This is a genomic window from Mesorhizobium sp. USDA 4132, assembly GCF_056279545.1.
This window is the reverse complement of record NZ_JBWCCP010000001.1, coordinates 4,150,984-4,176,709: the sequence shown is the minus strand read 5'-3', so window position 1 is coordinate 4,176,709 and position 25,726 is coordinate 4,150,984. Positions and strand designations below refer to the sequence as shown.

Genomic DNA, 25,726 nt, shown 5'->3' with positions numbered 1-25,726 from the left:
CATATAAGCATCTGGACATTGCACGCATGCAGATCGAACTCGAAACACCCACCGCACCGACCCGGATCCAGCGTCTGAAGGCTCTCACCGATGCCACCCATGAGCGCCTCGACAAGCGCATCATGGCGGCCGATCCCTTCGCCAGCCGCGAGCGTTACGCGCTCTTCCTCGCCGTGCAGCATCATTTCCATGCGGATGTCGACCCACTCTATCTCGATCCGCGGCTCAACCGCGTCGTCCCCGATCTTCCGAGCCGGGTCCGGCTTGAAGCGCTGCGCCAGGATATTGCCGACGTGACCGGAAGCGAGCCGCCGGTCCTCACTGCCGGCACGGGCGGGCTTGGTATCCCGGCCGCACTCGGATGGCTGTACGTTGCCGAAGGCTCGAACCTCGGCGCCGCCTTCCTCCTGAAGCAGGCGGCAAGGCTCGGCCTGTCGGAAGAATTCGGCGCCCGCCACCTCGCCGGCCACCCCGCCGGCCGCGGCCTGCACTGGCGCACTTTCGTTGCTGCTTTCAACGGGTTCGAGATGTCCGAGGTGGAGGAAACGGAAATGGCCGAAGGCGCCAAGTCGGCGTTTCGGAGGGTGCATGCGCTGGTGGACAAGTTTTTCGTCTGAGGGCGTGGCCTGGGTCCCCGGGCTTGACCCCGCGCCACCCACTGGTAATTCCCTGCCTTTTCCGCCATATACAGCCCAATAGGCGGGCATTCGGCCCGGAATGGATTGGCGTCATGATGGAACTGGTGGAATTCGCGCGGATGAACGGGCTTGGCAACAAGATCCTGGTCGTCGACATGCGCGGACGCACCGACAAGGTGACGCCGCAGGCTGCTATCGCACTCAATGCCGATCCGGCCACCCAGTTCGACCAGATCATGGCCATCCACGATCCGAAGGCTCAAGGCACCGATGCCTGGATCGACATCCTCAATTCCGACGGTACGATGGCGCAGGCCTGCGGCAACGGCACGCGTTGCGTGGTGCAGGCGCTGAGCGCCGAGACCGGCCGCAAGACCTTTACCTTCCAGACCGTCGCCGGCATCCTCAATGCCGTCGAGCATGAGGACGGTACGATTTCGGTCGACATGGGCAAGCCGGTCTTCGAGTGGGACCGCATTCCGCTTGCCGAGGAGTTTTTCGATACCAGCCGCATCGAGTTGCAGATCGGCCCGATCGACGCCCCGATCCTGCATTCGCCGTCCGCCATGTCGATGGGCAATCCGCATGCGATCTTCTGGGTCGACCGTGATCCTATGAGCTTCGACCTCGAACGGTTCGGGCCGCTGCTCGAAAACCATCCGATGTTTCCGGAAAAGGCCAATATCACGCTAGCGCAGGTCACGTCGAAGTCGTCGCTGCGCACCCGCACCTGGGAACGCGGCGCCGGCCTGACGCTTGCCTGCGGTTCGGCCGCCTGTGCTGCCGCCGTTTCCGCCGCCCGCACAGGGCGCACCGGTCGTATGGTGACGATTGACGTTGCCTCCAGCCCGATCCGTCAGCCGCTCGTCATCGAATGGCGCGACGACGATCACGTCGTGATGACCGGTCCAGCCGAATGGGAATGGTCCGGCAAGGTGGATCCGACCGTCGGAACCTTCATCCGCGACGACGAGCCAGAGGCCAATGCAATCCAACGGGGCGAGCCGGAGGCCCGGGTCAATTGAGCGGGGTCGAGGTCATCACCTTCGGCTGTCGGCTCAATACCTATGAATCGGAAGTGATGCGGGCGGAGGCCGAAAAGGCCGGGCTCAACAATGCCATCCTCGTCAATACCTGCGCGGTGACCGGCGAGGCCGTGCGCCAGGCCCGCCAGGCAATCCGCCGGGCGCGGCGCGAAAATCCGCATGCGCGCATCATCGTCACCGGCTGCGCCGCCCAGACGGAGAAAGACACGTTTGCGGGTATGGCGGAAGTCGATGCCGTGCTCGGCAACGAGGAGAAGCTGACCAGCGCCTCCTACCGGGCGCTGCCGGATTTCGGCGTCTCGGCGGAAGAGAAGCTGCGCGTCAACGACATCATGAGCGTGCGCGCCACCGCGCCGCAGATGGTGAAGCATATCGACGGCCACGTGCGCGCCTTCATCCAGGTGCAGAACGGCTGCGACCATCGCTGCACCTTCTGCATCATTCCCTATGGCCGCGGCAATTCCCGCTCGGTGCCGATGGGTGCGGTGGTCGACCAGGCCCGGCGGCTGACGGAAAGCGGTTATCGCGAAATCGTGCTGACCGGCGTCGATGCCACCAGCTATGGCGCCGATCTTCCGGGCCAGCCGTCGCTCGGTTATCTGGCCAAGACGCTGCTCCGCCAAGTGCCGGAAATCCTGCGCCTGCGCCTGTCCTCGATCGACAGCATTGAGGCGGACAAACATCTCTGGGACCTGATCGCCGACGAGCCTCGCTTCATGCCGCACCTGCACCTGTCGCTGCAGCATGGCGATGACATGATCCTGAAGCGGATGAAGCGCCGCCATTCGCGCGCCGAAGCGCTCGCCTTCGTGCAACAGGCGCGGCGCCTGCGCCCGGAGATCGCCTTCGGGGCGGATATGATCGCCGGTTTCCCGACCGAGACGGAAGAAATGTTCGAGAATGCAGCGACGATGGCGGAGGAGGCCGGCATCTCCTTCCTGCATGTCTTTCCCTACAGCCCGCGTCCGGGCACGCCGGCGGCGCGTATGCCGCAGGTCGATCGGGCTGTCGTCAAGGATCGCGCCGCAAGGCTGCGGGCACGGGGCGAGGTGCTGCATCGTCTCCACCTCGATCGCATGGTCGGCACCGAGCAGGCGATCATCATCGAGAACAACGGCATGGCGCATACGGAAAACTTTTCGCTGGTGGCGGCGCCGCGCCTTGTTCCTCGCGAGTTCAAGCGCGTTATGATTACCGGCCATAACGGCAAACATCTGGAAATGCAGGTCGCGTCCGCCCTTGTCCCGTCTCGGGCGGCGTAACCGGAACAGGTTCTCATGGCATTGGGCTTCATCAAACGCGTCTTCACCTTCGGCAAACCCTCCGAGGAACCGGCACCCGATGCGGTAAGGCCGGAGGACGCCGCCGCCATCCAGGCGGAACTGGAGCCGAAGTCGCGCGACGAAGACCTGCCGGTCTCGCCCGTCGATCCGGTTGCACCGGCCGAGATCGAGACGGCCGGCGGGCCCGTCGCGGATGTGGCGGCTGGGGATGTCGAGCCGGCCGAGCCGGAGACTGCCGAAGAGGATGAGCCGGCGCTGCTTTCGGGTGTCGAGAGCGTGCCGGATATCGGCATGGTGCCGCTTTCGCTGCTGCAGGCGGAAGCAGAGGCAGAAGAAAAGGGCGTTGCATCTCCGGAGGCACCCCCCTCTGTCCTGCCGGACATCTCCCCCTCAAGGGGGGAGATTACGGATGAGCCGTCGCGCCCGACATCCGGCACTGACGTCGTTGACTCTGCTGCCGGTGCCACGGTTTCGAAATTGGATTTGGAGCAGGAAGCCCCCCGCTTGCCGATCTCCCCCCTTGAGGGGGAGATGTCCGGCAGGACAGAGGGGGGTGTTTCTCCAGACGAAGAGGTTCCTGCTCCAAGCGAAACGCCCAGCCCAGAACCCACCCTCCCCAGAGGCTTCTCCACCGCCCGCCAGGAACCGACGCCCGAACCCCTCGCGCCGGCTCCAAAACTCACCTGGTTCCAGCGCCTGCGCGCCGGCCTTTCCCGCACGTCGTCGCAGCTCACCGGCCAGATTGGTGCGCTCTTTACCAAGCGCAAGCTGGACGAAGAAACGCTGGAACAGCTCGAAGACCTGCTGATCCAGGCCGATCTCGGGGTCGAGACCGCCATGCGGGTCACCGGTGCGCTGTCGTCGGAGCGTTACGGCAAGGACGTGACCGGCGAGGACGTGTCACGGATCATGGCCGCCGAGATCACCAGGGTTCTGGCCCCCGTCGCCAAACCGCTGGCGCTCGACCTCAATCACAAGCCGCATGTCATCCTCGTCGTCGGTGTCAACGGTACCGGCAAGACCACGACGATCGGCAAGCTCGCCGCAAAACTCTCCGGCTCCGGCCTCAAGGTCATGCTCGCCGCCGGCGACACGTTTCGCGCGGCCGCGATCGAGCAGCTGAAGATCTGGGCGGACCGCACCGGTTCGACCTTCATCGGCACCAAGCTCGGCGCCGATGCGGCAGGGCTTGCCTATGACGCCTACGAGCAGGCGCGCGCCAACAAATCGGATGTGCTGATCATCGATACTGCCGGCCGGCTGCAGAACCGCACCGAGCTGATGGCCGAACTCGAAAAGATCGTCCGCGTGCTCGGCAAGCTCGATCCCGATGCGCCGCACACCGTGCTGCAGACGCTGGATGCCACGACCGGACAGAACGCCATGAACCAGGTCGAGATTTTCCGGAACGTCGCCGGGGTTAGCGGGCTTATCATGACGAAGCTTGACGGCACGGCGCGCGGCGGCATTCTGGTGGCGATCGCCGCCAAGCATAAGCTGCCGGTCTATTTCATAGGCGTCGGCGAGGGTGTCGACGATCTCGAACCCTTCGAGGCGCAGGATTTTGCGCGCGCCATTGCGGGTTTGACGCATTGATGACACAGAATGACGATTTGGCTTCGCCGATAACGGCCTCAAAGTTGGAACCCATGCAGACGATCGAAAGCGACATCACGCCGACCAAGGAAGAAAAGCAGCATCCGATGCTGAAGCTCGCGCTGGAAATCGGGCCGCTCCTAGTGTTCTTCTTCGGCAACCTGCGCGGCGAATGGCTGGTTGCGCAATTCCCGGCGCTTTCGGCGGTCGGCGGCCCACTTCTGGTGGCGACCGCGCTGTTCATGGTGGCCACCGTCGCCTCGCTGATCGCCTCGAAGATCGTCTTCCACCATCTGCCTATCATGCCGATGGTGTCCGGCGTCGTGGTGCTGATCTTCGGTTCGCTGTCGATCTGGCTGCAGGACGAAACCTTCATCAAGATGAAGCCGACCATCGTCAACTCGCTCTTCGGCGTCGCGCTGCTCGGCGGCCTGCTGTTTGGCAAGTCGCTGCTAGGCTACGTCTTCAACGCCGCCTTCCAGCTCGACGAGGCCGGCTGGAAGAAGCTGACTCTGCGCTGGGGGATCTTCTTCCTGTTCCTGGCCGTCATCAACGAGGTCGTCTGGCGGAATTTCTCCGATGTGGTATGGGTCAATTTCAAGGTCTGGGGCACGATGCCGATCACCATCATCTTCACGATCGCCCAGATGCCGCTGATCATGCGCCACACGATCCAGGAACCGGCACCCGAGGCTGAGAAGTGACAGCGGCGGAATTTTCCCCCTCGAGTTCGTCGCCGAAACGCTGGTTTCTTGCCGCGCTCATCCTTTTCCTGCTCCAGATCGCCATCCTTTATGCGATGGGCCGCATTCCGATCTGCGAATGCGGTTATGTGAAACTCTGGGAAGGCGGCGTGAATACCAGCGGCAATTCGCAGCATCTCTCGGACTGGTATACGCCGTCGCACATCATCCACGGTTTCCTGTTCTACGGTCTCGGCTGGCTGATCCTGCGCCGCGCCCCGATCGCAGCCCGGCTGTCGCTGGCGGTCTTGATCGAAGCCGCCTGGGAGCTGCTCGAAAACTCTCCTCTCATCATCGACCGTTACCGCACCGCGACCATGGCGCTCGGTTATACCGGAGACAGCATCCTCAATTCGGCGATGGACACGGTGTTCATGGCGGTCGGTTTTTTTGTCGCCTCGCGCCTGCCGGTCTGGCTGACGATTGCCATCGCCATCTTCTTCGAGCTGGCGACCGGCTACATCATCCGCGATAACCTGACGCTCAACGTGCTGATGCTGATCTGGCCGGTGGATGCGGTGCGGGTGTGGCAGGGTGGGCTGTAGTGCCGGACGGGTTTTGACTGGGGCGATTTCCTCACCCCGAGAAAAATCCGTCCAACCTCATCAACGCTTTAGCCATATTCACTTCCCCCTTCATCCCCGCCTCCCGAACCCATCCCATAATCACCCCCGTCATCGGATGGGAAAACCGGGTTCGCGAACCGGCCTCCTCGTCCAAGGGTTTTCGGACCCCGGTTTCCGGTGATGGCTGCAAAGGTGGGTGGCGAGGGCCTGGCAATCCTCGAAAGACCATCGAAACAGTCGGGGCAGGCAAAAATACCTACCTCCCACATACTCGATACCGCCTGCCCCATTCCCAAACCAAAACCGCGCTGGACAAGATGTCCCGCGCGGCCAAAACTGCTTGTATTCACGTGGCGGATTTTCGTGCCTGATCAGCCTTTCGCAGACGCCTTCTCGATCGCCGGCATGAGATCCTGCGTCAGGCTGCGCGCGTCGAACGGGCCGACCCGCTTGTAGAGAATGGTGCCATCCGGCGCGACCAGATAACTTTCCGGAATGCCGTAGACGCCCCAGTCGATCGCCGCCTTGCCGTTCGGATCGATGCCGATTGCCTTGTAGGGGTTGCCCAGTTCGCCGAGGAAACGCAGCGCGTTGTCGTTGCGGTCCTTGTAGTTGATCCCGACGATGGTGAGCCGGCCGTCGTTCGCCAGTTCCTTCAGGATCGGGTGTTCCTGGCGGCAGGGCACGCACCAGGAGGCGAAGACGTTGACCAGGGTCAGCTTGCCGTCAATCGCTGCGGTCGTCAGCGCTGCGGTGTTCGCGCCTTCCAGCGGCGGCAGCGCCAGCGACGGCGCCTTCTTGCCGATCAGGGCCGAGGGGATGGCTGAAACGTCGCGGCCGTTGACATCCTGATCGTAGAGCATCTTGCCGGCGACGCCGGCAAAACCGAGGAAAATCACCAGCGGGATCAGCGGCAGCGCATAACGCGCCAGGCTTTTGCGTGGGGCGGGTTGGTTTCCGGTCTCGACGCTCATGCTGCGTCACCTGTCGGCTGGGCGGAGCGGCGGCGGATGCCGGAAGCCTCGAGTTCGGCCAGTTCTTTTTGACGCGCGCGCCCGTCCAGCCACGTCCAGGCGATCAGACAGAGGATGACGACGGCCGCTACGGCATAGGACATGGCGATGTAGAACGTGTGGGTCATAGTTCCCTAAGCCTCCCGGCCGGCCAAACGTGCGGCCATGCGGCGCTGGGCGGCGACGCGGCGGCGCCAGATCTCGTTGCGCATCGCCATCACATGCAGGGTGAAGAACAGCAGGGTGAAGGCGATCGCCATGATCAGCAGCGGCCAGAGGAATTCCTGGTCGACGGTCGGGCCGCCCATGCGGATGACGCTGGCCGGCTGGTGCAGCGTATTCCACCAGTCGACCGAAAACTTGATGATCGGGATGTTGACGAAACCGACGAGGATCAGCACGGCGGAGACGCGGGCCGCCCGCGACGGATCGTCCATGGCGCGGTTGAGCGCGATCAGGCCGAGATACATCAGGAACAGCACGAAGACCGAGGTCAGCCGGGCATCCCACACCCACCACGTGCCCCACATCGGCTTGCCCCAGAGCGAACCGGTGGCGAGCGCGATCAGCGTGAAGGCGGCGCCGAGCGGGGCGGCGGCCTTGTGGCTGACGTCGGCGAGCGGGTGGCGCCAGACCAGTGTGCCGATCGCGGAAACGGCCATCACCGTGTAGCACATCATCGACAGCCAGGCGGCCGGCACATGCACGTACATGATACGCACCGTCGCGCCCTGTTGGTAGTCGCCTTCCGTCGTGAAGCTCAGATAGAGCCCGATCGCGAAGAGCATCACAGTCGCCGCCGCCATCCACGGCAGGATGCGGGCCGCCAGCGCCAGAAACCGCGTCGGGTTGGCCAGCTCGGAAAATTTGCTGATGGCAAGGCTGTCGGTCATGGGCACTTTCTAATATGCGCGCGGAAAAATCAGCTTGATCCTGGTCAATTCGCCGGTCGTCGATCCGATCCCGTTCAATCCGATTCTAGTCAATCGCCGGCATTGCGCAACGCCAGTGCCGCGCCGAGCGGCCCGAGGACGGCAAAAAACATCGTGATCGCCACCAATATCAGGAAAGGCGGCATAAACGGGGCAGGATCCTCGACCGCCGCATAGGAAGCGCTGACACCGAAGATCAGCACGGGGATCGCTAGCGGCAGGACGAGGATCGACACCAGCAGCCCGCCGCGCGGCAGGGCCACCGCGACCGCGGCGCCGACCGCGCCGATGAAAGTCAGCGCCGGCGTGCCGACCAGGAGCGTCAGCATGGTGGCGCCGATCGCCACCTCGTCCATGTTCATGAACAGGCCGAGCAGCGGCGATGCGATCACCAGCGGCAGGCCGTTGCCGAGCCAGTGGGCGAGGCATTTGACGAGCACGGTCAGCACCAGCGGGTGCTCCTGCATCAGCAGCAGGTCGAGCGACCCGTCCTCGCGATCGGTCTGGAACATGCGGTCGAGGCCGAGCAGGGCGGAGAGCAGCGCGCCGATCCAGACGATCGCGGGGCCGATGCGGGAGAGGAGGTTGAGGTCGGGGCCAACGCCGAAGGGGATGACGGCGACGACGGTCATGAAGAAGAGGACGCCGATGAGGGCGCCTCCGCCGGCGCGCACCGAGAGTTTTAGGTCGCGGAGGAGGAGGGCGGTCATGATTGGACGCCCCGTGTCCGGGGCGCACCCCCCTCTGTCCTGCCGGACATCTCCCCCACAAGGGGGGAGATTGGATGGAGCCGGTGCCCTGCCTCAATCACAGTAGGAGATTGAGTGACATGCCATATCCGTTGCGTGATACGGGCGGGCTCAAGTCGCTCGATAAGGAGCGAGGAGCCGGCGGCTGGCCGATCTCCCCCCTTGTGGGGGAGATGCCCGGCAGGGCAGAGGGGGGTATTCAAGGGCAGGGCGTTCACCATCTCCCCTCCGCCACGCCTGCAAACCCCGTCATCTTCAGTTCCTTTGTATTCTCAAGTCCAAGGGGCTGGTGGGTCGCGGCCAGCACAATGCCACCGGTCGCGAGATGCGCCTTGATCAACTCGGTAAACACCCCCTCCGCACTGACATCCAGCGCCGCCGTCGGCTCATCGAGGATCCAGACCGGGCGATAAGCGACGAGCAGCTTGGCAAACGCCATGCGGCGCTGCTGGCCGGCGGAGAGATAACCGAAGGGCAGGTGGATGATGCCGTCAAGGCCGACGGTCCCGGCGGCCTCGGCCGGAGAGATGCTCTCGCCGCCATTCACGTCGCCAAAAAACTCCTTCCAGAAGGAGAGATTCTCAAAGACCGTCAGTTCCGCCTTCATCGCGTTGCGGTGGCCGAGATAGTGGCAGGCCTCGGCGGCGCGCATCCCCGATTCGGCTTTGTCCGAAATCCAGGCGACGCGGCCGGTTTCCGGATGCAGCAATCCGGCCACGACGCGCAGCAGCGTCGATTTCCCCGATCCGTTGCGGCCGGTCAGGACGAGGCTTTCGCCGGCTCCGAGGTCAAAGGAGATATCCGTGAAAATCAGGTCTTCGCCGCGTCTTGCGCTCAAGTTTTCGGCCAAAAGCCGCATGCTGGAGACCTTCATTAAGATTTTAATCATCGCGATCCGAAAATTTATTCGGAATGGGCGCCAAGCGTCTGGAACCCTTCTTAGAAATTATCTATAAGCACTGCAACCACGCCAGCGGCCGGCGTGATTTCAATCTTCCGCCGAACCTGAAGATCCCAAAAAATCTTCTCGTGCGGACAGCGGAAATGGTCGTACCCGCATCCTGATGTGCATGAAGTGCATAGGCGTCCGCACGCGCGTGTTGGCTCTTTAATCAGCGGGGTTTTTTCCGTGGCTAAGTCTCTCGACAGTTTCAATTGTCGCTCCGTCCTTACCGTAGGCGGTAAGGATTACGTTTACTACAGCCTTCCCAAGGCCGAACAGAACGGCCTGGCCGGTGTTTCGAAGCTGCCCTTCTCCATGAAGGTGCTGCTCGAAAACCTGCTCCGCTTTGAAGACGGCCAGTCCGTCACCAAGGAACAAATCCTCACCGTTGCCGAATGGCTGAACAACAAGGGTCTGACGGAAGCGGAAATCGCCTACCGTCCGGCCCGCGTGCTGATGCAGGACTTCACCGGCGTTCCCGCCGTGGTCGATCTTGCCGCGATGCGCGACGCGATGGTGTCGCTCGGCGGCGATCCGGAAAAGATCAACCCGCTGGTTCCGGTCGATCTCGTCATCGACCACTCGGTTATCGTCGACGAATTCGGCACGCCGACCGCGTTTGCCAAGAACGTCGAGCTCGAATACGAGCGCAACGGCGAGCGTTACCGCTTCCTGAAGTGGGGCCAGCAGGCGTTCAAGAATTTCCGCGTCGTTCCCCCGGGCACCGGCATCTGTCATCAGGTCAATCTCGAATATCTCGGCCAGACGGTATGGACCAAGGAAGAGGATGGCGAAACGATCGCCTATCCGGACACCTGCGTCGGCACGGACTCTCACACCACGATGATCAACGGTCTCGGCGTTCTCGGCTGGGGTGTCGGCGGTATCGAAGCGGAAGCCTCGATGCTCGGCCAGCCGGTCTCGATGCTTTTGCCTGAAGTCATCGGCTTCAAGCTCACCGGCAAGCTCAAGGAAGGCGTCACGGCGACCGACCTCGTGCTGACCGTCGTGCAGATGCTGCGCAAGAAGGGCGTTGTTTCCAAGTTCGTCGAATTCTTCGGTCCGGGCATGGACAACATGCCGCTCGCCGACCGCGCGACGATCGGCAACATGGGTCCGGAATACGGCGCGACCTGCGGCTTCTTCCCCGTCGATGGCGAAACCATCAACTACCTGACGATGTCCGGCCGCACGCATGAGCGGATCGCACTGGTCGAGGCCTATTCCAAGGTCCAGGGCATGTGGCGCGAAGGCGATGGTTCCGACCTCGTCTTCACCGACACGCTGGAACTCGACCTCAACGACGTCGTGCCGTCGATGGCCGGCCCGAAGCGTCCGGAAGGCCGCATCTCGCTCGACAAGATCGCTTCCGGTTTCGCCGGCTCGCTCGATACCGAATACAAGAAGCCCGGCCAGCTCGACAATCGTTACCCCGTCGAGGGCACGGATTTCGATCTCGGCCATGGCGACGTGGCGATTGCCGCGATCACGTCCTGCACCAACACCTCCAACCCGTCGGTGCTGATCGCTGCCGGCCTTCTCGCCCGCAACGCGGTTGCCAAGGGCCTGAAGTCCAAGCCGTGGGTCAAGACTTCGCTTGCACCGGGATCCCAGGTCGTCGGCGAATACCTTGCCAAGTCCGGCCTGCAGGCCGATCTCGACAAGCTCGGCTTCAACCTTGTCGGTTTCGGCTGCACCACCTGCATCGGCAATTCCGGCCCGCTGCCGGCGCCGATCTCGAAGACGATCAACGACAAGGGCCTGATCGCCGCCGGCGTGCTCTCGGGCAACCGCAACTTCGAAGGCCGCATCTCGCCGGACGTCCAGGCGAACTACCTCGCTTCGCCGCCGCTCGTCGTTGCTTATGCGCTCGCCGGTTCGGTCCAGAAGGACCTGACCTCCGAGCCGCTCGGCGAAGACCAGAACGGCAACCCGGTCTTCCTCAAGGACATCTGGCCGACCTCGAAGGAAGTCCAGGAATTCATCCTGAAATACGTCACCCGCGAACTCTACGAAACCAAGTATGCGGACGTGTTCAAGGGCGACGAGAACTGGCAGGCGGTCAAGGTTCCTCCGGGTCAGACCTATGCCTGGGACGACGATTCGACCTATGTGCAGAACCCGCCCTATTTCGTCGGCATGGGCAAGACCGGTTCGGGCCTCAAGAACATCAAGGGCGCCCGCGTCCTCGGTCTCTTCGGCGACAAGATCACCACCGACCACATCTCGCCTGCCGGTTCGATCAAGGCTGCCTCGCCGGCCGGTGCTTATTTGACGGGCCATGGCGTCGGCGTTGCCGACTTCAACCAGTACGGCACGCGCCGCGGCAATCATGAAGTGATGATGCGCGGCACGTTCGCCAACATCCGCATCCGCAATTACATGCTCGGCCCGAACGGCAAGGAAGGCGGCTACACCTTCCACTATCCGTCCAAGGAAGAGATGTCGATCTACGACGCGGCCATGCAGTACAAGGCGGAGGGCGTTCCGCTCGTCATCTTCGCCGGCGTCGAATACGGTAACGGTTCGTCGCGCGACTGGGCCGCGAAGGGCACCAACCTGCTCGGCGTCAAGGCGGTCATCGCCCAGTCCTTCGAGCGTATCCACCGCTCGAACCTGGTCGGCATGGGCGTCGTTCCCTTCGTCTTCGAAGAGGGCACGACCTGGGCCAGCCTCGACCTCAAGGGCGACGAGACTGTCGAGATTCTCGGTCTCGAAGGCGACATCAAGCCGCGCGAATGGAAGACCGCCAAGATCACCTACGGCGACGGCACGGTGAAGGAAATCAACATCCTCTGCCGCATCGATACGCTCGACGAGGTCATCTACATGAACAATGGCGGCATCCTGCAGACGGTTCTGCGCGACCTCGCAGCCTAAGCGACAAAGCCACCCGCAGGCTGGGCCTGCGGGTGGTCTTCTCCACAACCCCATCGGTCCTCATTCCCGTGCTTGTCACAGGAATCCAGCCAGCCCAAGCCCTTGGGCTGAAAGAGTCTCCCGACCCCGATAGACATCGGGTCACTGGATTCCTGTGACAAGCACAGAAATGAGGGAGGTGGAGGCCCTCGATCCCAGCTGTCCCAAGGTCCCGCGCCCTTGACCGTCGTCATCCTCACCGGAATGGCCGTCACCGTTTTCCTGACATCGTTGCTTTCGGGAATTTTTGGCATGGCGGGTGGGCTGATCCTGCTCTGGGTGCTGCTTTTCCTTTATCCCGTCGGTACTGCGATCGCCTTCCACGGCATCATTCAGATGGTGTCGAACGGATCGCGCGCCTGGTTTTCTCGCGCCTATATCGACTACCGCATCCTCGGCATCCTCTGCCTCGGCGTCGCCGTTTCGGCGGCGGTGCTGTTCTCGGTCAATTACGCGCCGGACCTGGTCGTCGTGCTGATCGGAGTGGGGCTGATGCCGATCCTGGTCTGGCTGCCCGTCAAGCGGCTGCAACTCGATGCGTCAAAGCCTCTGCATGCTTTCATCTGCGGGCTGTTTTCCGGCGCACTGACGATCAGCGTCGGCGTCGCGGGTCCGACGGTCGATATCTTTTTCATCCGCACCCAGATGGACCGCCGCAAGATCATCGCCACCAAGGCGTCGATCCAGACGCTTTCGCATCTCACGAAGGTCGCCTTCTATTGGAACGCGGCTTCCGGCCTGCCAGCCTCCGACTGGATTTCGATCCTGCTCGCCGCGCCGATCGCCATCCTCGGCGCGCATGTCGGCAATGGCATCCTGCAGAAAATGACCGACCAGAATTTCCGCGCCTGGACGCGCTGGGTCGTCACCGGCGTGGGTGCCGTTTATTTTACTCAGGGCTTGCTTAAACTGATTTGACCTCAGCGTATTTTTCGCCAAGTTTGGCGCCCAACGAAAGGCATTCGGGAACCGATCAATTATCCGGTCTTCACCCCTTCGTGACTTTCTCTTGAAGGTGCCCGGTGGTTACTTTCCGCCATCCAGTGCATTCGGCCTTGATCGCCGCGAGCAATCGTGGATAACAGTTGCCCTGATAAAAAGGTCCGCCACCCATGCCCTTTCGTTTTCGCTCCGTACTCCTTGTTGCGGGCCTGTTTTATGCGGGCGCTGCATTGGCGGGAGAGGTGAGAGCGCCGAAGGGCGTGATCGAGCTTTTCACCTCTCAGGGGTGTTCTTCCTGCCCGCCGGCCGACGCCGCTCTGGGCGAGCTGGTGGCGCAGGGCGACATGGTCGTGCTCTCCTACCACGTCGATTACTGGAACTATCTCGGCTGGACCGATACGCTGAGCTCCAAGGAAAATACCGAGCGGCAATATGGTTATGCCAAGACGTTCGGACGCACCGGCGTCTATACTCCGCAGGCCGTTATTAACGGCCGCGATCATGTCAAGGGCACGGACCTCACCGTCATCAATGACAAGGTGAAGATGCTCGGCCAGAACGGCAAGGGGCTCGACGTTCCGGTCACCGCTGCGATGCGCGGCGACGAGATCGAGATCGAGATCGGCGATGGCAAGGGACAGGCGGACGTCGTCGTCGCCTATTTCACCAAACGCCAGCAGGTGGATGTCACCAAGGGTGAAAACAGCGGCAAGAACATGGAATATTGGCACGCCGTCTATGACGTCCAGTCGGTGGGCACATGGAACGGCCAGAGCATGAAGCTGACCCTGCCGGGCAAGCTGATGGGCAAGTCCAAGAAGGACGGCTGCGCGATCCTGCTGCAGACTTCCGGTCCGGGCGGCGAACCGGCAGCCATTCTCGGCGCGACTGTATTGATGGTAGGTCGCAAGAACTATTGACCGCAGGCGCGGTTCAGGACTGGCTGACTGTGTGTGAATTCTTGTTGGCGGCCCGATCCAATAACATTGGGGGGCTGGGGGTAAGGGTCAATGCACCAGACCGGGCCATATGGCGCTGAAAACGGCGCCAACCAACATCGTCAATTTCGCTTCGAAATCGGGCACTCTTTTGTTCGAAATGGGGCAACAATAAAATCGTGCGGTTCGCTCCCCGCGAAATTGCCGGGGTTGATTTTTGCAGCCTCTCGGGCAAACTGTCATGTCTCTGACATTTGACGATTTGGGAGTCTTGATGACAGATCAGCCGGATTTGCCGGGGGGCCAGAGATCCCGGGACACAGCCGTCGTCGTCGATCTCAGTGAATATAGGCAGAATCTCGATCCTGCACCGGTCACTTTCCACCGGCGCGAACTCGACGCGATCCTAAGGATTTACGGCCGCATGGTCGGCGAGGGAGAATGGAAGGACTACGCTATCGATCACCTCAAGGATCGGGCGGTGTTTTCCATTTTCAAGCGCTCGGGCGAAACGCCGCTGTTCCGAATCGAGAAGAACCCGAAGCTTGCCGCCAAGCAGGGCGCCTATTCCGTGACGAACACCCACGGGCTGATTATGAAGCGCGGCCATGAGCTGCCGCAGGTGCTCAAGGTGTTCGACAAGGTGCTGAAACTGATCGACTGACGCTAATCGCTACTCGGTAAACAGCGAGCCCGGATAGACGCTGGGATCCGGATCGGTTTCGTTGCCTTCGCCGAGGGCTGCCTGCATCAGCACGGTATCCTGCCATTTCCCATGTTTGAAGCCGGTGCCCTTCAGTGTGCCGGTCAGTTCGAAACCGAGGCCGCGATGCAGCGCCACGGACGCCGGGCTCGCACCGCCGATGACGGCGACCATCTGGCGGAAACCGAGCGCCTCGCAGCGCACCAGCAATTCCTTGAGCAGCGCCTTGCCGACGCCCTTGCCGCGCGCTTCCGGTGCCAGGTAAATCGAATCCTCGACCAGCCAGCGATAGGCCGGGCGGGTGCGGAAGGCCGATGCGTAGGCGTAGCCGAGGAGCGTGCCGTCTTCCTGTTCGGCCGCGATATAGGGATACCCCTTGGCCCGGATCGCCTCGAAGCGAGCCGTCATCTCAGCCTGGTCGGGGGCCAAGATCTCGTAGCTTGCGGTGCCGTTCAGCACGCTGTCGCAATAGATCTCGGTGATGGCGGAAAGATCGGCGGGGGAGGCGTCGCGGAGATGGAATGTCATGGAGGCAGGCCGTTGAAAGGAATGGCCAAGCCTATGCCGCAACGCGAAGCCGGGCAACAAAAAAGGCGACCCGGAGGCCGCCTTTTTCCTGTTCAAATTCCTCGGAAATCAGTTGTTCCGGTTGCCCAGGAACTGGAGGAGGAACGTGAAGAGGTTGATGAAGTCGAGGTAAAGGGTCAGAGCGCCCATGATGGCCTTGCGGCCGGCAACCGCGACGTCGTCGCCGTCAAAGTACATTTCCTTGATCTTCTGCGTATCGTAGGCGGTGAGGCCTGCGAAGATCAGAACGCCGATGACCGAGATCGCCCAAGCGAGGGGGGCAGAACCCAGGAAGATGTTGACGATCGAGGCGATGATCAGGCCGAACAGGCCCATGATCAGGAACGAGCCCATGCCCGACAGGCTTCTCTTCGTCGTATAGCCGTAAAGCGACAGGGCGCCGAAGGAGGCAGCAGTGATGAAGAACGTCTGAACGATGCTCTGGGCCGTGTAGACCAGGAAGATCGACGACAGCGACAGACCCATCAGAGCCGCATAACCCCAGAAGGTGCTCTGAGCAGCGCTGACGCTCATCTTATGAACGCGGAAGCTCAGGAAGAACACCACCGCGAGCGGTGCGAGCATGACGACCCAGCGAAGCGGCGAACCGTAGATCGCAGCGCCAAGGCTGGTCAGCAGGATGCCGTTCGGAAGCCGGGCGACAGCTGCAGCTGCATCCGTCGTCGTTGCGAGGGCCGAGATACCATAAGCGGCGATACCGGTGATAGCCAAGCCGATAGCCATCAGGTTGTAGACCTTGAGCATGTAGGCGCGCAGGCCTTCATCGATCATCGCGCCGGACTGGGCGCGACCCTGCGCCGCCCGGGTCTGGTAGTTGTTAAAGTCAGCCATTGTTTCCTCTTTAAGCTCCGGAATTATTCACGGTGTCGGGCCCCTTTTTCACGGACCCAGGCGCCGCTGCGGAGCTCCAGCAAGCCTGCGCATAAATATGATGCGAGATCGCTTCACATACAAGAGGTGCGCCAAGCGAAAAACGCAAGCCATAGGCGCTATTTAGCAACCTATGGGATGTTCTGACGGGAATTTGATCCGTGAGTTAACACGAAATACTACCTCTGAGAGAATTAGAGCTCGCGCAGCACAGGTGCGGCTTTCTGCCCTAATATGCGCCAGGTGCCGGCAAGGCCTATTCCGACCGTCAGTACCAGCGAAACGGCGAGCGTCAGCACCGCGACATCGGGCAGGAAGACCGATTGGAGCCGCATGATGCGGCTGACCACGAACCAGGCGGAGAGGCCGCCGGCGACGAGCGCAAAGAGCGCGGTTGCCGCGCCGAGGATCATATATTCGTAGCTGAAGGCGCGCATCAGCATGCCGCGCGTGCCGCCCAGCGTTTTCAGGATGACGGCGTCATGGGTGCGAGCCCGATTGCCGGCGGCGAGCGCACCGGCAAGGACCAGCACCGAGGCGATCAGCGCAACGGCGGCGGCGGCCCGGATCGCGGTCGCGAGCTGGCCGACGAGCTGGTCGACGATGTCGATCGCATCCTTCACCCGGACGCTGGTGATGGTCGGATAGGCGTTGGTGACGGCGCGCAGGATCGAGGCTTCCTGCTGGGCGGTGGCCTTGGGATCGCTGAGCGTCGCGAGCCAGGCATGCGGCGCGCCGCGAAACGTGTTCGGCGAGAAGATCATCACGAAATTGATCGACAGCGATTCCCACTGAACCTTGCGGAAATTGGCGATGCGGGCGGTGATGTTGCGGCCGAGCACGTTGACGGTGACGGTATCGCCGATCTTCAGGCCAAGTTCGCCGGCCTCTTCGGCCGAGAAGGACACCAGCGGCTCGCCGGTGTAGTTGGCACTCCACCATTGCCCGGCGGTGAGCGCCGAATTGGAAGGAAGCTTCTCCTCATAGGTGATGCCGCGGTCGCCGCGCAGCACCCAGCGGCCGGCTGGCGGCACGCTCATCTGGGTGACGTCCTGGCCGTTGAAGGCGAGGATTCTTCCGCGCAGCATCGGCACCTGAGTGATCGTACCCTCCGGCGCCTGCTGTTTGAGGATGTTGACGAAGCCTTCCCGCTCCGATCCCTGAATATCGACGAAGAAGAAGTTCGGCGCCTGCTGCGCAATGCTGCCGGTCAGCTGGCGGCGCATGTTGCCGTCGATCAGGGCGAGCGTCACGAGTAGGGCAAGGCCGAGGCCGAGCGACAGCACGACCGAGGGCGTCAGTGCGCCCGGCCGGTGGATATTGCCGATCGCCAGCCGCAGCGCCGGCGAATTGACCCGCGGGCTTCGCCTGGCCAGTGCTGCGATCAGTGCTGCCACGAGGCGCAGCAGCATGAAAGCGCCGGCGACTGCGGCGAGGAAGACAGAGGCGATGAAACGTTCTTCCGCCGAGACGATCGCAAGCGCCGCCAGGGCGGCGAGTGCCAGGCCGGCGGCCAGAAGATAGGGCCAGGAGGGAAGGCGGGTATTGTCGAAACTCTGTTCGCGGAAAAGCGCGGTCGCAGGCACTTCGCGGGCATGACCGAGCGGCAGGACTGCGAAGGCGAAGGTGATCAGGATGCCGAACAGCGCGGCAAGCGCCAGCGCTGAGGGGTAGAAGGTGACTTCCTTCGGAACTGGCAGCACGCCTTCGAGGAACTGCAGCGCCACGAAGGGCGAAACCGCGCCGATGACGAGGCCGATCAGGATGCCGACCACTGCAAGCAGCATGATCTGGATGAGATAGATCATCGTCACCACCGAGGCCGGCGCGCCCAAACACTTGAAGGTGGCGATGGTGGTGCGCTTGGCATCGAGGAAGGCGCGCACGGCATTGGCGACGCCGACGCCGCCGACGATCAAGGCGGTCAGGCCGACCAGTGTCAGGAATTGCGAGAAGCGGTCGACGTTTTCGGTGAGCGAAGGAGCCGCGCGGTCGCTGGTGCGGATGGACCAGCCGGCACTCGGGAATTCGCGATTGGCGCGGGCGGTGAGTGTCGAACGGGTCGCCGGATCGTCGAGCCGGACCTTGTAGGCATGTTCGACGAGGCTGCCGGTGGTGATCAGGCCCGAAGCGGTGAGCGCTTCGCGGCTGACGATCAGGCGGGGCGCAAAGCCGAAACCGTCGGAAAGCGCGTCGGGCTCGGCGGTGATCGTGCCGCGCAATGTCAGCCTGGCATTGCCGAGCAGAAGCTGATCGCCGTCCTTGAGGCCGAGGCGTTCCAACAGCAGCGGGGCTGCCAGTGCGCCAAAAGTCTCTCCCTGCTTGCCAAGCAGGTCAGGAAGCGGTGCCGCCGGTTCAGCGCCAAAGCTGCCATAGAGCGGATAGGCGTCGTCGACCGCCTTGACCTCGACCAGCGCCTGTTCGGAACCGTCGGGCTTGCGTGCCATGGAGCGCAGGCTGGTGGACACGGAAACCTTGCCGAGGCTCGCCAGGAAAGCGCGTTCCTGGTCGGTGGCTTCGCGGTTGTTCAGTTCGAAACGGATGTCGCCGGCAAGGATCTCCTGTCCCTGTGAGGCGATGGCGCCGGTGATGGCGCGCGAGACCGAATTGACCGCCGCGATCGCTCCGGTGCCGAGCGCGATGCAGGCGAGGAAGATGTAGAAGCCGGCGAGCCCGCCGCGCATTTCGCGCAGCGCCAGGCGGAAGGAAATCGCGAGGCGCGGAAAGGCGAGCCTCATGCGGAGACCGCCTGAACGGTCGCGTGGGCGGTGGCGCTGTCGCCAACGATCTCGCCGGAACGGACGCGGATCTGGCGCGAGCAGCGGGCGGCAAGCGCGTTGTCATGAGTGACGAGCAGCATGGTCATGCCGCGCTCGGCCTGTTTCGAAAATAAGAGGTCGGCGATCTGCCGGCCGGTCTCGGTGTCGAGATTGCCGGTCGGTTCGTCGGCGATCAGCACGGAGGGCGAGGGGGCAAGGGCGCGGGCAATCGCCACGCGTTGCTGTTCACCGCCGGAAAGCTGGCCTGGATAGTGGCTCAGCCGCTCGCCGAGGCCGACGGCGGTCAGTTCCCGCTTGGCGATCTCGAAGGCGTCCTTCACATTGGCGAGTTCGAGCGGCACGGCGACGTTTTCGAGGGCCGTCATGTTGGCGATCAGGTGGAAGGACTGGAAAACGATGCCGATATTGCGGCCGCGGAAATCGGCAAGCCTGTCTTCGGAAAGGGCGTGAAGGGGTGCGTCGTTGATGACGATCTCGCCGCTGTCGAGGCGTTCGAGGCCGGCCAGAACCATCAGCAGCGTCGATTTGCCGGAGCCCGAAGGCCCGACGATGCCGACGGCCTCGCCCGCGCGGATTTCGAGGTTGATCTGCTTCAGCACATGCACCGAGGCCGCCGCGCTGCCGAGCGTCAGATCGGCTTTCTTCAGCGTGATGATGGTTTTAGTCAAATCGAACCGTCCTATATAGGCGTGAAGCGTAACCCGAACACCGCATTGCGGTAGCGCTCAATCTAGGAGACGGATCGTGAGTTTTAAAGCAAGCCTGCTTCACTTCATCGTCATGTCCGCGCTGGCGCTGGCCGCACTGCCGGCCGCCGCGCAGGACAAGGCGATCCAGCTCGTCGGTTTCGGCGACAGCCTGATGGCGGGTTACCAGCTTGCGCCTTCCGAATCCTATACGGCCCAGCTCGAGGCGGCGCTGAAAGCCAGCGGGCAGAATGTCGTGGTCACCAATGCGGGCGTTTCGGGCGATACGACAGCAGGAGGGCTTTCGCGCATCGACTGGTCGGTGCCCGACGGCACTGACGGCGTGATCCTCGAACTCGGCGCCAACGATGCGCTGCGCGGCATCTCCCCCGAGCAGTCGGAAAAGAACCTCGATGCGATCCTGGCGCGGCTGAAGGAACGGAAGATCCCGGTGTTCCTGGTCGGCATCCTGGCGCCACCGAACATGGGCGGGGATTATGCCGAAAAGTTCAATCCGATCTACAAGCGGCTGGCGGAGAAATACGTGGTGCCGCTCTATCCATTCTTCCTGGATGGAGTCGCGACCATTTCCAGCCTGCAGCTCTCCGACGGCATGCATCCGAACGCCAAAGGGGTCGCCGTGATGGTCGAAAAGACCATTCAACCTGTCAAAAGCTTCCTGGGGGCTATTAAGGATAAGGGAAAATAACAGCTTGCGCGGAACTCCGTTGCATGATTCGCTGTTTGCATCTGCAAAAGATTCGAGGAGGTCCCTATGCCGAGACTTTTCACCGCCCTCGAAGTTCCGCGCAATGTAGCGATGAGCCTGTCTCTCCTGCGCGGCGGGATCCCCGGTGCCCGGTGGATCGACGTGGAGAATTATCACATCACTCTACGCTTTATCGGCGATGTCGACGGCCGCACCGCCGACGAGATCGTCGACCGGCTGGACCGCATCGACCGACCGGAATTTCAGGCGACGCTGACCGGGATCGGCTCGTTCGGATCGAAGAAACCGCATTCCATCTGGGCCGGCGTTTCACCCTCGCCGGAAATCTACGCGCTGCAGGCGGAGATCGAACGGATCTGCCAGCGTATCGGTCTGCCGCCGGATCCCCGCAAGTTCACGCCGCATGTGACGCTCGCACGGCTCAAGAACTGCCGCCTGGACGACGTGGTTCACTATCTTGCCGGCCGCGGCAATTTCCACACGGCACCCTTCACCGTCCCCCGTTTCGTGCTGCTGTCGTCGAAGGAGTCGGTCGGAGGCGGACCGTATCTGACGGAGGAAATCTTCCCGCTGCAGGAGGCAAGCTACGGCACTGCCTATGCCGGCGACATGGAGCCGGCGAAGAGCCTCCTTTAACCGGAAGGCGCCCCTTTAGTCCGAAGGAAGGTTGGACGATGAACTACGAAAAGCTGGATGCGGCTGCCGTCGTGCGTGAACTCGCGACGCTCGATGGCTGGGAGCTGAAGCCGGAAGGCGACGCGATCTTCAGGAGCTTCAAGTTCAAGACCTTCATCGAGGCCTTCGGTTTCATGGCCGAATGCGCGCTGTCCGCCGAGAAGCTCAACCATCACCCGGAATGGTCGAACGTCTATTCGCGGGTCGACGTGCTGCTGACCACCCACGCGACCAAAGGCCTGACCGACATCGACTTCAAGCTTGCCCGGGCGATGGACAAGGCATCCTCGCGCCGCAATTGAACTTCATGGTCCAGAGCCCATATTGGGTGGGCACACGTTGAGCGAACGGAGCGACCATGGACGACGTGAAGATCGGCGAAATTCTGCTGCCGGGTGACGAGGATACACAAGGCCGCCGCGAGCGGCAGGTGCGGACTAAGTTCTGGCCGACTCTGAAGCGGGCCGTGCGGCAGGTCCCGTTCAGCCGCGACCTGATCGCCGCCTATTACTGTGCGATCGACCGGCGGACTCCGACCCGCGTCCGGGGCGTGCTGCTTGCAGCGCTCGCCTATTTCGTGATGCCGATCGATTTCGTGCCGGACATGTTCGTCCTTGTCGGCTTCACCGACGATGTCGCCGTGCTCGCAGCAGCTTTCCGGATGATCCAGGGCCATATCGCCGACCGCCATTACGAGGCTGCCGATCTGGCGCTGGCGGACAATCCGGACATCGCCGAGGGCGTGCGCGGCAAATAGTCTCACGGGGCGTCAATCCCCCGAAGGATCGTCGAGAACTCTTCGCAAGCGCTCGAATGCAAGCCGGATTCGCGACTTCACCGTCCCGAGCGGCACGCCCGTGGACGAGGCGATTTCCGAATGGGACTGGCCGAGGAAGAAGGCCGCCCGCACCATTTCCATCTGTTCGCCGGGGATATCGGCAAGGGCTGCACGCACCTGCGCATCCCGTTCCTCGCCTTCGAAAATCGTATCGGCGCCCGGCGCCTCGGTCACGAAGAACAGGGGTTCGTAGACATCCAGATACTTGTGCCTCGCCCGCCGTTCCGCATCGATGCGACGGTTGCGGGCGATGCGAAAAAGCCAGGTGGACAGGGAGGATCGGGTCGGATCGTAGAGGCCGGCGCGGTGCCAGAGAACGGCCATCACCTCCTGGACGAGTTCCTCCGCATCGTCGGGCCGCATCGACCGTTTCAACAGCCAGGATTTCAGACGCGGCGCGTAATAATCGAACAGCACGGTAAAAGCTGCCTGATCGCGCTCATCGGCCACTGCCCTTACCAAGCCGGCGAAGTGGTCTCTTTCGTCTACATCCATTTACGCTGCGCACAGTTTCCGATGAGATTCGCGTCATATTCGACCATTCTAATGTCATTGTGAGAGTTAGGAAAAGGACAAACTCTTGCCCCAATCCTTGTGTCACTGATTGACGAAACGCATGGAAATTCTGCTGGTTGGCTCTTTGGAGGCATGGCGGGGAGTGCTATCTCCACGCACCTATGGGCCAAGGCAGGAGATTCAGCAGATTCTAATAGTCTGGTTGACGGTTTGGTAACCAGGATCAAGTCAAAATGCACCGAATCAGGATCATGCCTGGCAAGGCTTGCCCGCTCGGGCCGTTGAACGAACAAAACCGGCAGGAGACCATGTCTGTAAGAACAATCGCAACCGCATTGGCAATCTTGGCTGCAAGCGCCGGCCTGGCATCGGCTCAGTCGTCGAAGGCTACCGCCCCGGCCAAGCCCCAACAGGCCCAGGCGCCGGCACCGGCCGCCGCAGGTCCCACCCGCATCCAGCAATTCAAGGCGTGGGGCGCTTATTCCTACAAGTCGGGCGCCAGCAACGTGTGTTATGTGCTTTCGGTGCCGACCACCAAGGAACCGGCCAGCGTCGATCACGGCGATATCTTCTTTATCGTCTCGCAGCGGCCCGGCCAGAACATTTCCTACGAACCGCAGGCAATGGTCGGATACGTTCTGCAGCCGAATTCCAAGGTGACGGTGACGATCGACAAGAAGAACTTCACGATGTTCACCAAGGACAAGGCGGCCTGGGTCGAGAACGCCGCCGAGGAGCCGGCGCTCGTCGCAGCGATGAAGACAGGTCACAACATGAGCGTCAGCGCCGTTTCCGGCCGCGGCACCAAGACCTCCTATGCCTACTCGCTGCAGGGCATTGCGGCGGCGCTGAAGCAGATCGAAACCTGCAAGTAAGCGTTCGTGCGCAGCAAGAGTTGGAAGGCCGGTCGCAGGACCGGCCTTTTGCATTTCTTGAAGAATAGTGACGCGGCGGCTATTTGATGATAAAGCCCGCCCCAACGAAGGTCCGGCACATGTGCCCAATGGGCCGATACAGGTTTCACGCATTCAACATGCCCTGACTTTCCCGCTGATCGATCGTGGGAAAGCTGCATGTGTTCGAACGGGATAGAAGAATGTCAGTCTCAGAGGCTCTGGCGCCGCTTGCCATCAAGAAGCCGCTCGTCGCTAATCCGGATCTGTTCGGCACCAAGCCGTCGCTGATCGGGCTGACGCGCGAGGACATGGCGCAGGCGCTGAAGGAAAAAGGCGTTTCGGAAAAGCAGGTGCGCATGCGCGTCAGCCAGCTCTGGCACTGGCTCTATATCCGCGGCGTCTCCGATTTCGACGCGATGACCAATGTCGCCAAGGACATGCGCGAGATGCTGAAGGCGCATTTCACCATCGCGCGTCCTGAGATCGTCGAGGAACAGGTTTCCAATGACGGCACCCGCAAATGGCTGTTGCGCTTTCCGCCGCGCGGCGCCGGCCGTCCGGTCGAAGTCGAGACCGTCTACATTCCGGAAGAAGGCCGCGGCACGCTCTGCATCTCGAGCCAGGTCGGCTGCACGCTGACCTGTTCCTTCTGTCACACCGGCACCCAGAAGCTTGTGCGCAACCTGACCGCCGAGGAAATCCTGTCGCAGTTGCTGCTGGCCCGTGACCGGTTGGGTGATTTTCCGGGCACCGACACGCCGCCCGGCGCCTTCGTGCCGACCGGCGACCGCAAGGTCACCAATGTCGTGATGATGGGCATGGGCGAACCGCTCTACAATTTCGAAAGCGTCAAGACGGCGCTGCTGATCGCCACCGACGGCGACGGGCTGTCGCTGTCGAAGCGCCGCGTCACGCTGTCGACTTCCGGCGTCGTGCCGGAAATTTTCCGGACCGGCGACGAGATCGGCGTGATGCTGGCGATCTCGCTGCATGCGGTGCGCGACGACCTGCGCGACATGCTGGTGCCGATCAACAAGAAATATCCGCTGAAGGAACTGATCGAAGCCTGCCGCAATTATCCCGGTCTTTCGAACGCCCGCCGCATCACCTTCGAATATGTGATGCTGAAAGACGTCAACGACAGCCTGGAGGACGCCAAGGCGCTGATCCAGCTTTTGAAGGGCGTTCCGGCCAAGATCAACCTGATCCCGTTCAATCCCTGGCCGGGCACCAACTACCAGTGTTCGGAATGGGCGCAGATCGAGAAATTCGCCGATTTCATCAACCAGGCCGGTTACGCCTCGCCGATCCGCACCCCGCGCGGTCGCGACATCCTCGCCGCCTGCGGCCAGCTGAAATCGGAATCGGAGCGGATGCGCAAGACCGACCGCCTCGCCTTCGAGGCGATGATGATCGCCGGGCACGGCGAAGACGATTGAGGAGACCAGGCCGGCTTTTCTGTTATCGAGCCTGGGTGAAGAAAATCTTCGCCGCGAAGATCGAGAAGACGCCGGCAAAGGTGCAGTCGATGCCGCGCAGGACCCTCGGGTTGGCCTGCAGCCAACTGGCCAGGCGGTCGGCGGCAAGGACGACGATCACGTTGACCGGCATGCCGATGACGATGAAATAGACCCCTAAGAAAATCAGCTTGCTCGTGACGTCCGGATCGCCGGCGGTGACGAATTGCGGCAGGAAGGTCATGAAGAAAATGATGACCTTGGGATTCAAGAGGTTCACCCATAAGCCCGTCGAGATATTGGAAAGTGCGCTCGCCTTGGTCTGGTCGATCTTCTCCACCGACAGTTTTGAGCCGAAGCGGATCGCCTGGATCGCCAGCCAGAGCAGGTAGGCGGCGCCGCCGGTCTTGAGGATGAAGAAGGCGGTCGGTGACGCGGTGATCAGCGCCGAGATACCGAACGCGACCAGCAGCGTATGGCAGACGACGCCGAGGCTGGTGCCGAGAACCACGAACAACGCGGGTCGCCGGCCCTGGCCGAGCGCGCGGCTGATCGACAGCGTCATATCCGGCCCCGGCGTCAGCGCCAGAAGCAGGCCAGCAGCCGTGAAGGCGAGAAGGGTGGCAAGGCTCGGCAGGAAATCCATGGGGTGCACGCTCGAATAGCCGGGTAAAGGAGT

General features: G+C 62.3%; 27 protein-coding genes. 16 read left to right on the top strand and 11 right to left on the bottom strand.

All coding sequences use genetic code 11. The features are described from left to right. Positions 1–26 precede the first annotated feature (26 nt). From ACZ9IU_RS20890 to ACZ9IU_RS20865, 6 genes are all read left to right on the top strand, one after another. Complete coding sequence (locus ACZ9IU_RS20890) at positions 27–617, top strand: biliverdin-producing heme oxygenase (protein WP_038546663.1); 591 nt, start codon at positions 27–29, stop codon at positions 615–617. A 113-nt stretch (positions 618–730) separates the two neighbouring features. Then, entirely contained in the window at positions 731–1,663 is a 933-nt protein-coding gene (dapF, locus tag ACZ9IU_RS20885) for a diaminopimelate epimerase (RefSeq protein ID WP_038546660.1), read from the top strand. Further along, positions 1,660–2,946 (top strand): tRNA (N(6)-L-threonylcarbamoyladenosine(37)-C(2))-methylthiotransferase MtaB, encoded by a 1,287-nt coding sequence (gene mtaB / locus ACZ9IU_RS20880; RefSeq protein ID WP_038546657.1) that lies wholly within the window; start codon positions 1,660–1,662, stop codon positions 2,944–2,946. Before dapF ends, mtaB begins: the two co-directional genes overlap by 4 nt. A gap of 15 nt (positions 2,947–2,961) precedes the next feature. Further along, positions 2,962–4,563, top strand: coding sequence for a signal recognition particle-docking protein FtsY (ftsY, locus tag ACZ9IU_RS20875; protein WP_038546654.1), 1,602 nt, complete (start codon positions 2,962–2,964; stop codon positions 4,561–4,563). A gap of 53 nt (positions 4,564–4,616) precedes the next feature. Continuing rightward, positions 4,617–5,267, top strand: coding sequence for a septation protein A (locus ACZ9IU_RS20870; RefSeq protein ID WP_038549787.1), 651 nt, complete (start codon positions 4,617–4,619; stop codon positions 5,265–5,267). Then, a complete protein-coding gene (locus tag ACZ9IU_RS20865) occupies positions 5,264–5,851 on the top strand; it encodes a DUF2585 domain-containing protein (RefSeq protein ID WP_038546652.1) in 588 nt (195 codons plus the stop codon). The genes ACZ9IU_RS20870 and ACZ9IU_RS20865 overlap by 4 nt, the downstream gene beginning before the upstream one ends. A 392-nt stretch (positions 5,852–6,243) precedes the next feature. Here the strand turns inward: ACZ9IU_RS20865 and ACZ9IU_RS20860 are convergent, their stop codons facing one another. The 5 genes from ACZ9IU_RS20860 to ccmA form a co-directional block, all read right to left on the bottom strand. Further along, positions 6,244–6,846: a DsbE family thiol:disulfide interchange protein gene (locus ACZ9IU_RS20860; RefSeq protein ID WP_038546649.1), complete on the bottom strand. Its 603-nt coding sequence runs from the start codon at positions 6,844–6,846 to the stop codon at positions 6,244–6,246. Beyond that, on the bottom strand, positions 6,843–7,013 hold the full coding sequence (gene ccmD / locus ACZ9IU_RS20855) for a heme exporter protein CcmD (protein ID WP_038546646.1): 171 nt from the start codon (positions 7,011–7,013) through the stop codon (positions 6,843–6,845). The genes ACZ9IU_RS20860 and ccmD overlap by 4 nt, the downstream gene beginning before the upstream one ends. 6 nt (positions 7,014–7,019) lie before the next feature. Next, entirely contained in the window at positions 7,020–7,778 is a 759-nt protein-coding gene (locus ACZ9IU_RS20850; RefSeq protein WP_038546643.1) for a heme ABC transporter permease, read from the bottom strand. An 89-nt stretch (positions 7,779–7,867) separates the two neighbouring features. After that, positions 7,868–8,527: a heme exporter protein CcmB gene (gene ccmB, locus ACZ9IU_RS20845; RefSeq protein ID WP_038546640.1), complete on the bottom strand. Its 660-nt coding sequence runs from the start codon at positions 8,525–8,527 to the stop codon at positions 7,868–7,870. Between the two features lie 253 nt (positions 8,528–8,780). Beyond that, complete coding sequence (gene ccmA / locus ACZ9IU_RS20840; protein WP_038549785.1) at positions 8,781–9,425, bottom strand: heme ABC exporter ATP-binding protein CcmA; 645 nt, start codon at positions 9,423–9,425, stop codon at positions 8,781–8,783. Between the two features lie 270 nt (positions 9,426–9,695). Here ccmA and acnA point away from each other — a divergent pair, with 270 nt between their 5' ends. The 4 genes from acnA to ACZ9IU_RS20820 all read left to right on the top strand — a co-directional run bounded on the left by acnA (position 9,696) and on the right by ACZ9IU_RS20820 (position 14,972). Next, positions 9,696–12,389: an aconitate hydratase AcnA gene (gene acnA, locus ACZ9IU_RS20835; protein ID WP_038546637.1), complete on the top strand. Its 2,694-nt coding sequence runs from the start codon at positions 9,696–9,698 to the stop codon at positions 12,387–12,389. 219 nt (positions 12,390–12,608) lie between these two features. Beyond that, positions 12,609–13,346, top strand: coding sequence for a sulfite exporter TauE/SafE family protein (locus ACZ9IU_RS20830; RefSeq protein ID WP_038546634.1), 738 nt, complete (start codon positions 12,609–12,611; stop codon positions 13,344–13,346). Between the two features lie 194 nt (positions 13,347–13,540). After that, positions 13,541–14,290 (top strand): DUF1223 domain-containing protein, encoded by a 750-nt coding sequence (locus ACZ9IU_RS20825; protein WP_038546631.1) that lies wholly within the window; start codon positions 13,541–13,543, stop codon positions 14,288–14,290. A 292-nt stretch (positions 14,291–14,582) separates the two neighbouring features. Continuing rightward, positions 14,583–14,972 (top strand): DUF2794 domain-containing protein, encoded by a 390-nt coding sequence (locus ACZ9IU_RS20820; protein WP_038549783.1) that lies wholly within the window; start codon positions 14,583–14,585, stop codon positions 14,970–14,972. A 9-nt stretch (positions 14,973–14,981) separates the two neighbouring features. On the opposite strand, the gene ACZ9IU_RS20815 is transcribed toward ACZ9IU_RS20820, so the two are convergent. The 4 genes from ACZ9IU_RS20815 to ACZ9IU_RS20800 form a co-directional block, all read right to left on the bottom strand. Next, on the bottom strand, positions 14,982–15,539 hold the full coding sequence (locus tag ACZ9IU_RS20815) for a GNAT family N-acetyltransferase (RefSeq protein ID WP_038549781.1): 558 nt from the start codon (positions 15,537–15,539) through the stop codon (positions 14,982–14,984). 108 nt (positions 15,540–15,647) lie between these two features. Continuing rightward, positions 15,648–16,430, bottom strand: a complete 783-nt coding sequence (locus ACZ9IU_RS20810) for a Bax inhibitor-1/YccA family protein (protein ID WP_038546628.1) — start codon at positions 16,428–16,430, stop codon at positions 15,648–15,650. Positions 16,431–16,663: 233 nt separating this feature from the next. After that, complete coding sequence (locus ACZ9IU_RS20805) at positions 16,664–19,207, bottom strand: ABC transporter permease (protein WP_038546625.1); 2,544 nt, start codon at positions 19,205–19,207, stop codon at positions 16,664–16,666. Next, the gene (locus ACZ9IU_RS20800; protein ID WP_038546622.1) at positions 19,204–19,917 is read right to left on the bottom strand and encodes an ABC transporter ATP-binding protein; all 714 of its coding nucleotides are present in this window, start codon (positions 19,915–19,917) and stop codon (positions 19,204–19,206) included. The genes ACZ9IU_RS20805 and ACZ9IU_RS20800 overlap by 4 nt, the downstream gene beginning before the upstream one ends. A 76-nt stretch (positions 19,918–19,993) precedes the next feature. Here ACZ9IU_RS20800 and ACZ9IU_RS20795 point away from each other — a divergent pair, with 76 nt between their 5' ends. The 4 genes from ACZ9IU_RS20795 to ACZ9IU_RS20780 all read left to right on the top strand — a co-directional run bounded on the left by ACZ9IU_RS20795 (position 19,994) and on the right by ACZ9IU_RS20780 (position 22,097). Beyond that, complete coding sequence (locus ACZ9IU_RS20795; RefSeq protein WP_038546619.1) at positions 19,994–20,644, top strand: arylesterase; 651 nt, start codon at positions 19,994–19,996, stop codon at positions 20,642–20,644. Between the two features lie 66 nt (positions 20,645–20,710). Beyond that, positions 20,711–21,301 carry an RNA 2',3'-cyclic phosphodiesterase gene (thpR, locus tag ACZ9IU_RS20790; RefSeq protein WP_038546616.1) on the top strand — a complete coding sequence of 197 codons (591 nt, stop codon included), beginning with the start codon at positions 20,711–20,713 and terminating at the stop codon, positions 21,299–21,301. 38 nt (positions 21,302–21,339) lie between these two features. Further along, positions 21,340–21,642 carry a 4a-hydroxytetrahydrobiopterin dehydratase gene (locus ACZ9IU_RS20785; protein ID WP_038546613.1) on the top strand — a complete coding sequence of 101 codons (303 nt, stop codon included), beginning with the start codon at positions 21,340–21,342 and terminating at the stop codon, positions 21,640–21,642. A gap of 56 nt (positions 21,643–21,698) precedes the next feature. After that, positions 21,699–22,097 (top strand): YkvA family protein, encoded by a 399-nt coding sequence (locus ACZ9IU_RS20780; protein WP_038546611.1) that lies wholly within the window; start codon positions 21,699–21,701, stop codon positions 22,095–22,097. 12 nt (positions 22,098–22,109) lie between these two features. On the opposite strand, the gene ACZ9IU_RS20775 is transcribed toward ACZ9IU_RS20780, so the two are convergent. Then, positions 22,110–22,673 carry a sigma-70 family RNA polymerase sigma factor gene (locus ACZ9IU_RS20775; RefSeq protein ID WP_038546608.1) on the bottom strand — a complete coding sequence of 188 codons (564 nt, stop codon included), beginning with the start codon at positions 22,671–22,673 and terminating at the stop codon, positions 22,110–22,112. Between the two features lie 329 nt (positions 22,674–23,002). Here ACZ9IU_RS20775 and ACZ9IU_RS20770 point away from each other — a divergent pair, with 329 nt between their 5' ends. Together ACZ9IU_RS20770 and rlmN are read left to right on the top strand one after the other, a co-directional pair. Then, the gene (locus ACZ9IU_RS20770; protein ID WP_038549779.1) at positions 23,003–23,569 is read left to right on the top strand and encodes an invasion associated locus B family protein; all 567 of its coding nucleotides are present in this window, start codon (positions 23,003–23,005) and stop codon (positions 23,567–23,569) included. A 221-nt stretch (positions 23,570–23,790) separates the two neighbouring features. Further along, positions 23,791–25,029 (top strand): dual-specificity RNA methyltransferase RlmN, encoded by a 1,239-nt coding sequence (gene rlmN / locus ACZ9IU_RS20765; protein ID WP_038546605.1) that lies wholly within the window; start codon positions 23,791–23,793, stop codon positions 25,027–25,029. Between the two features lie 22 nt (positions 25,030–25,051). Here rlmN and ACZ9IU_RS20760 read toward each other — a convergent pair whose 3' ends face one another. Further along, entirely contained in the window at positions 25,052–25,693 is a 642-nt protein-coding gene (locus ACZ9IU_RS20760) for a LysE family translocator (protein ID WP_038546602.1), read from the bottom strand. Between the last annotated feature and the right edge of the window lie 33 nt (positions 25,694–25,726).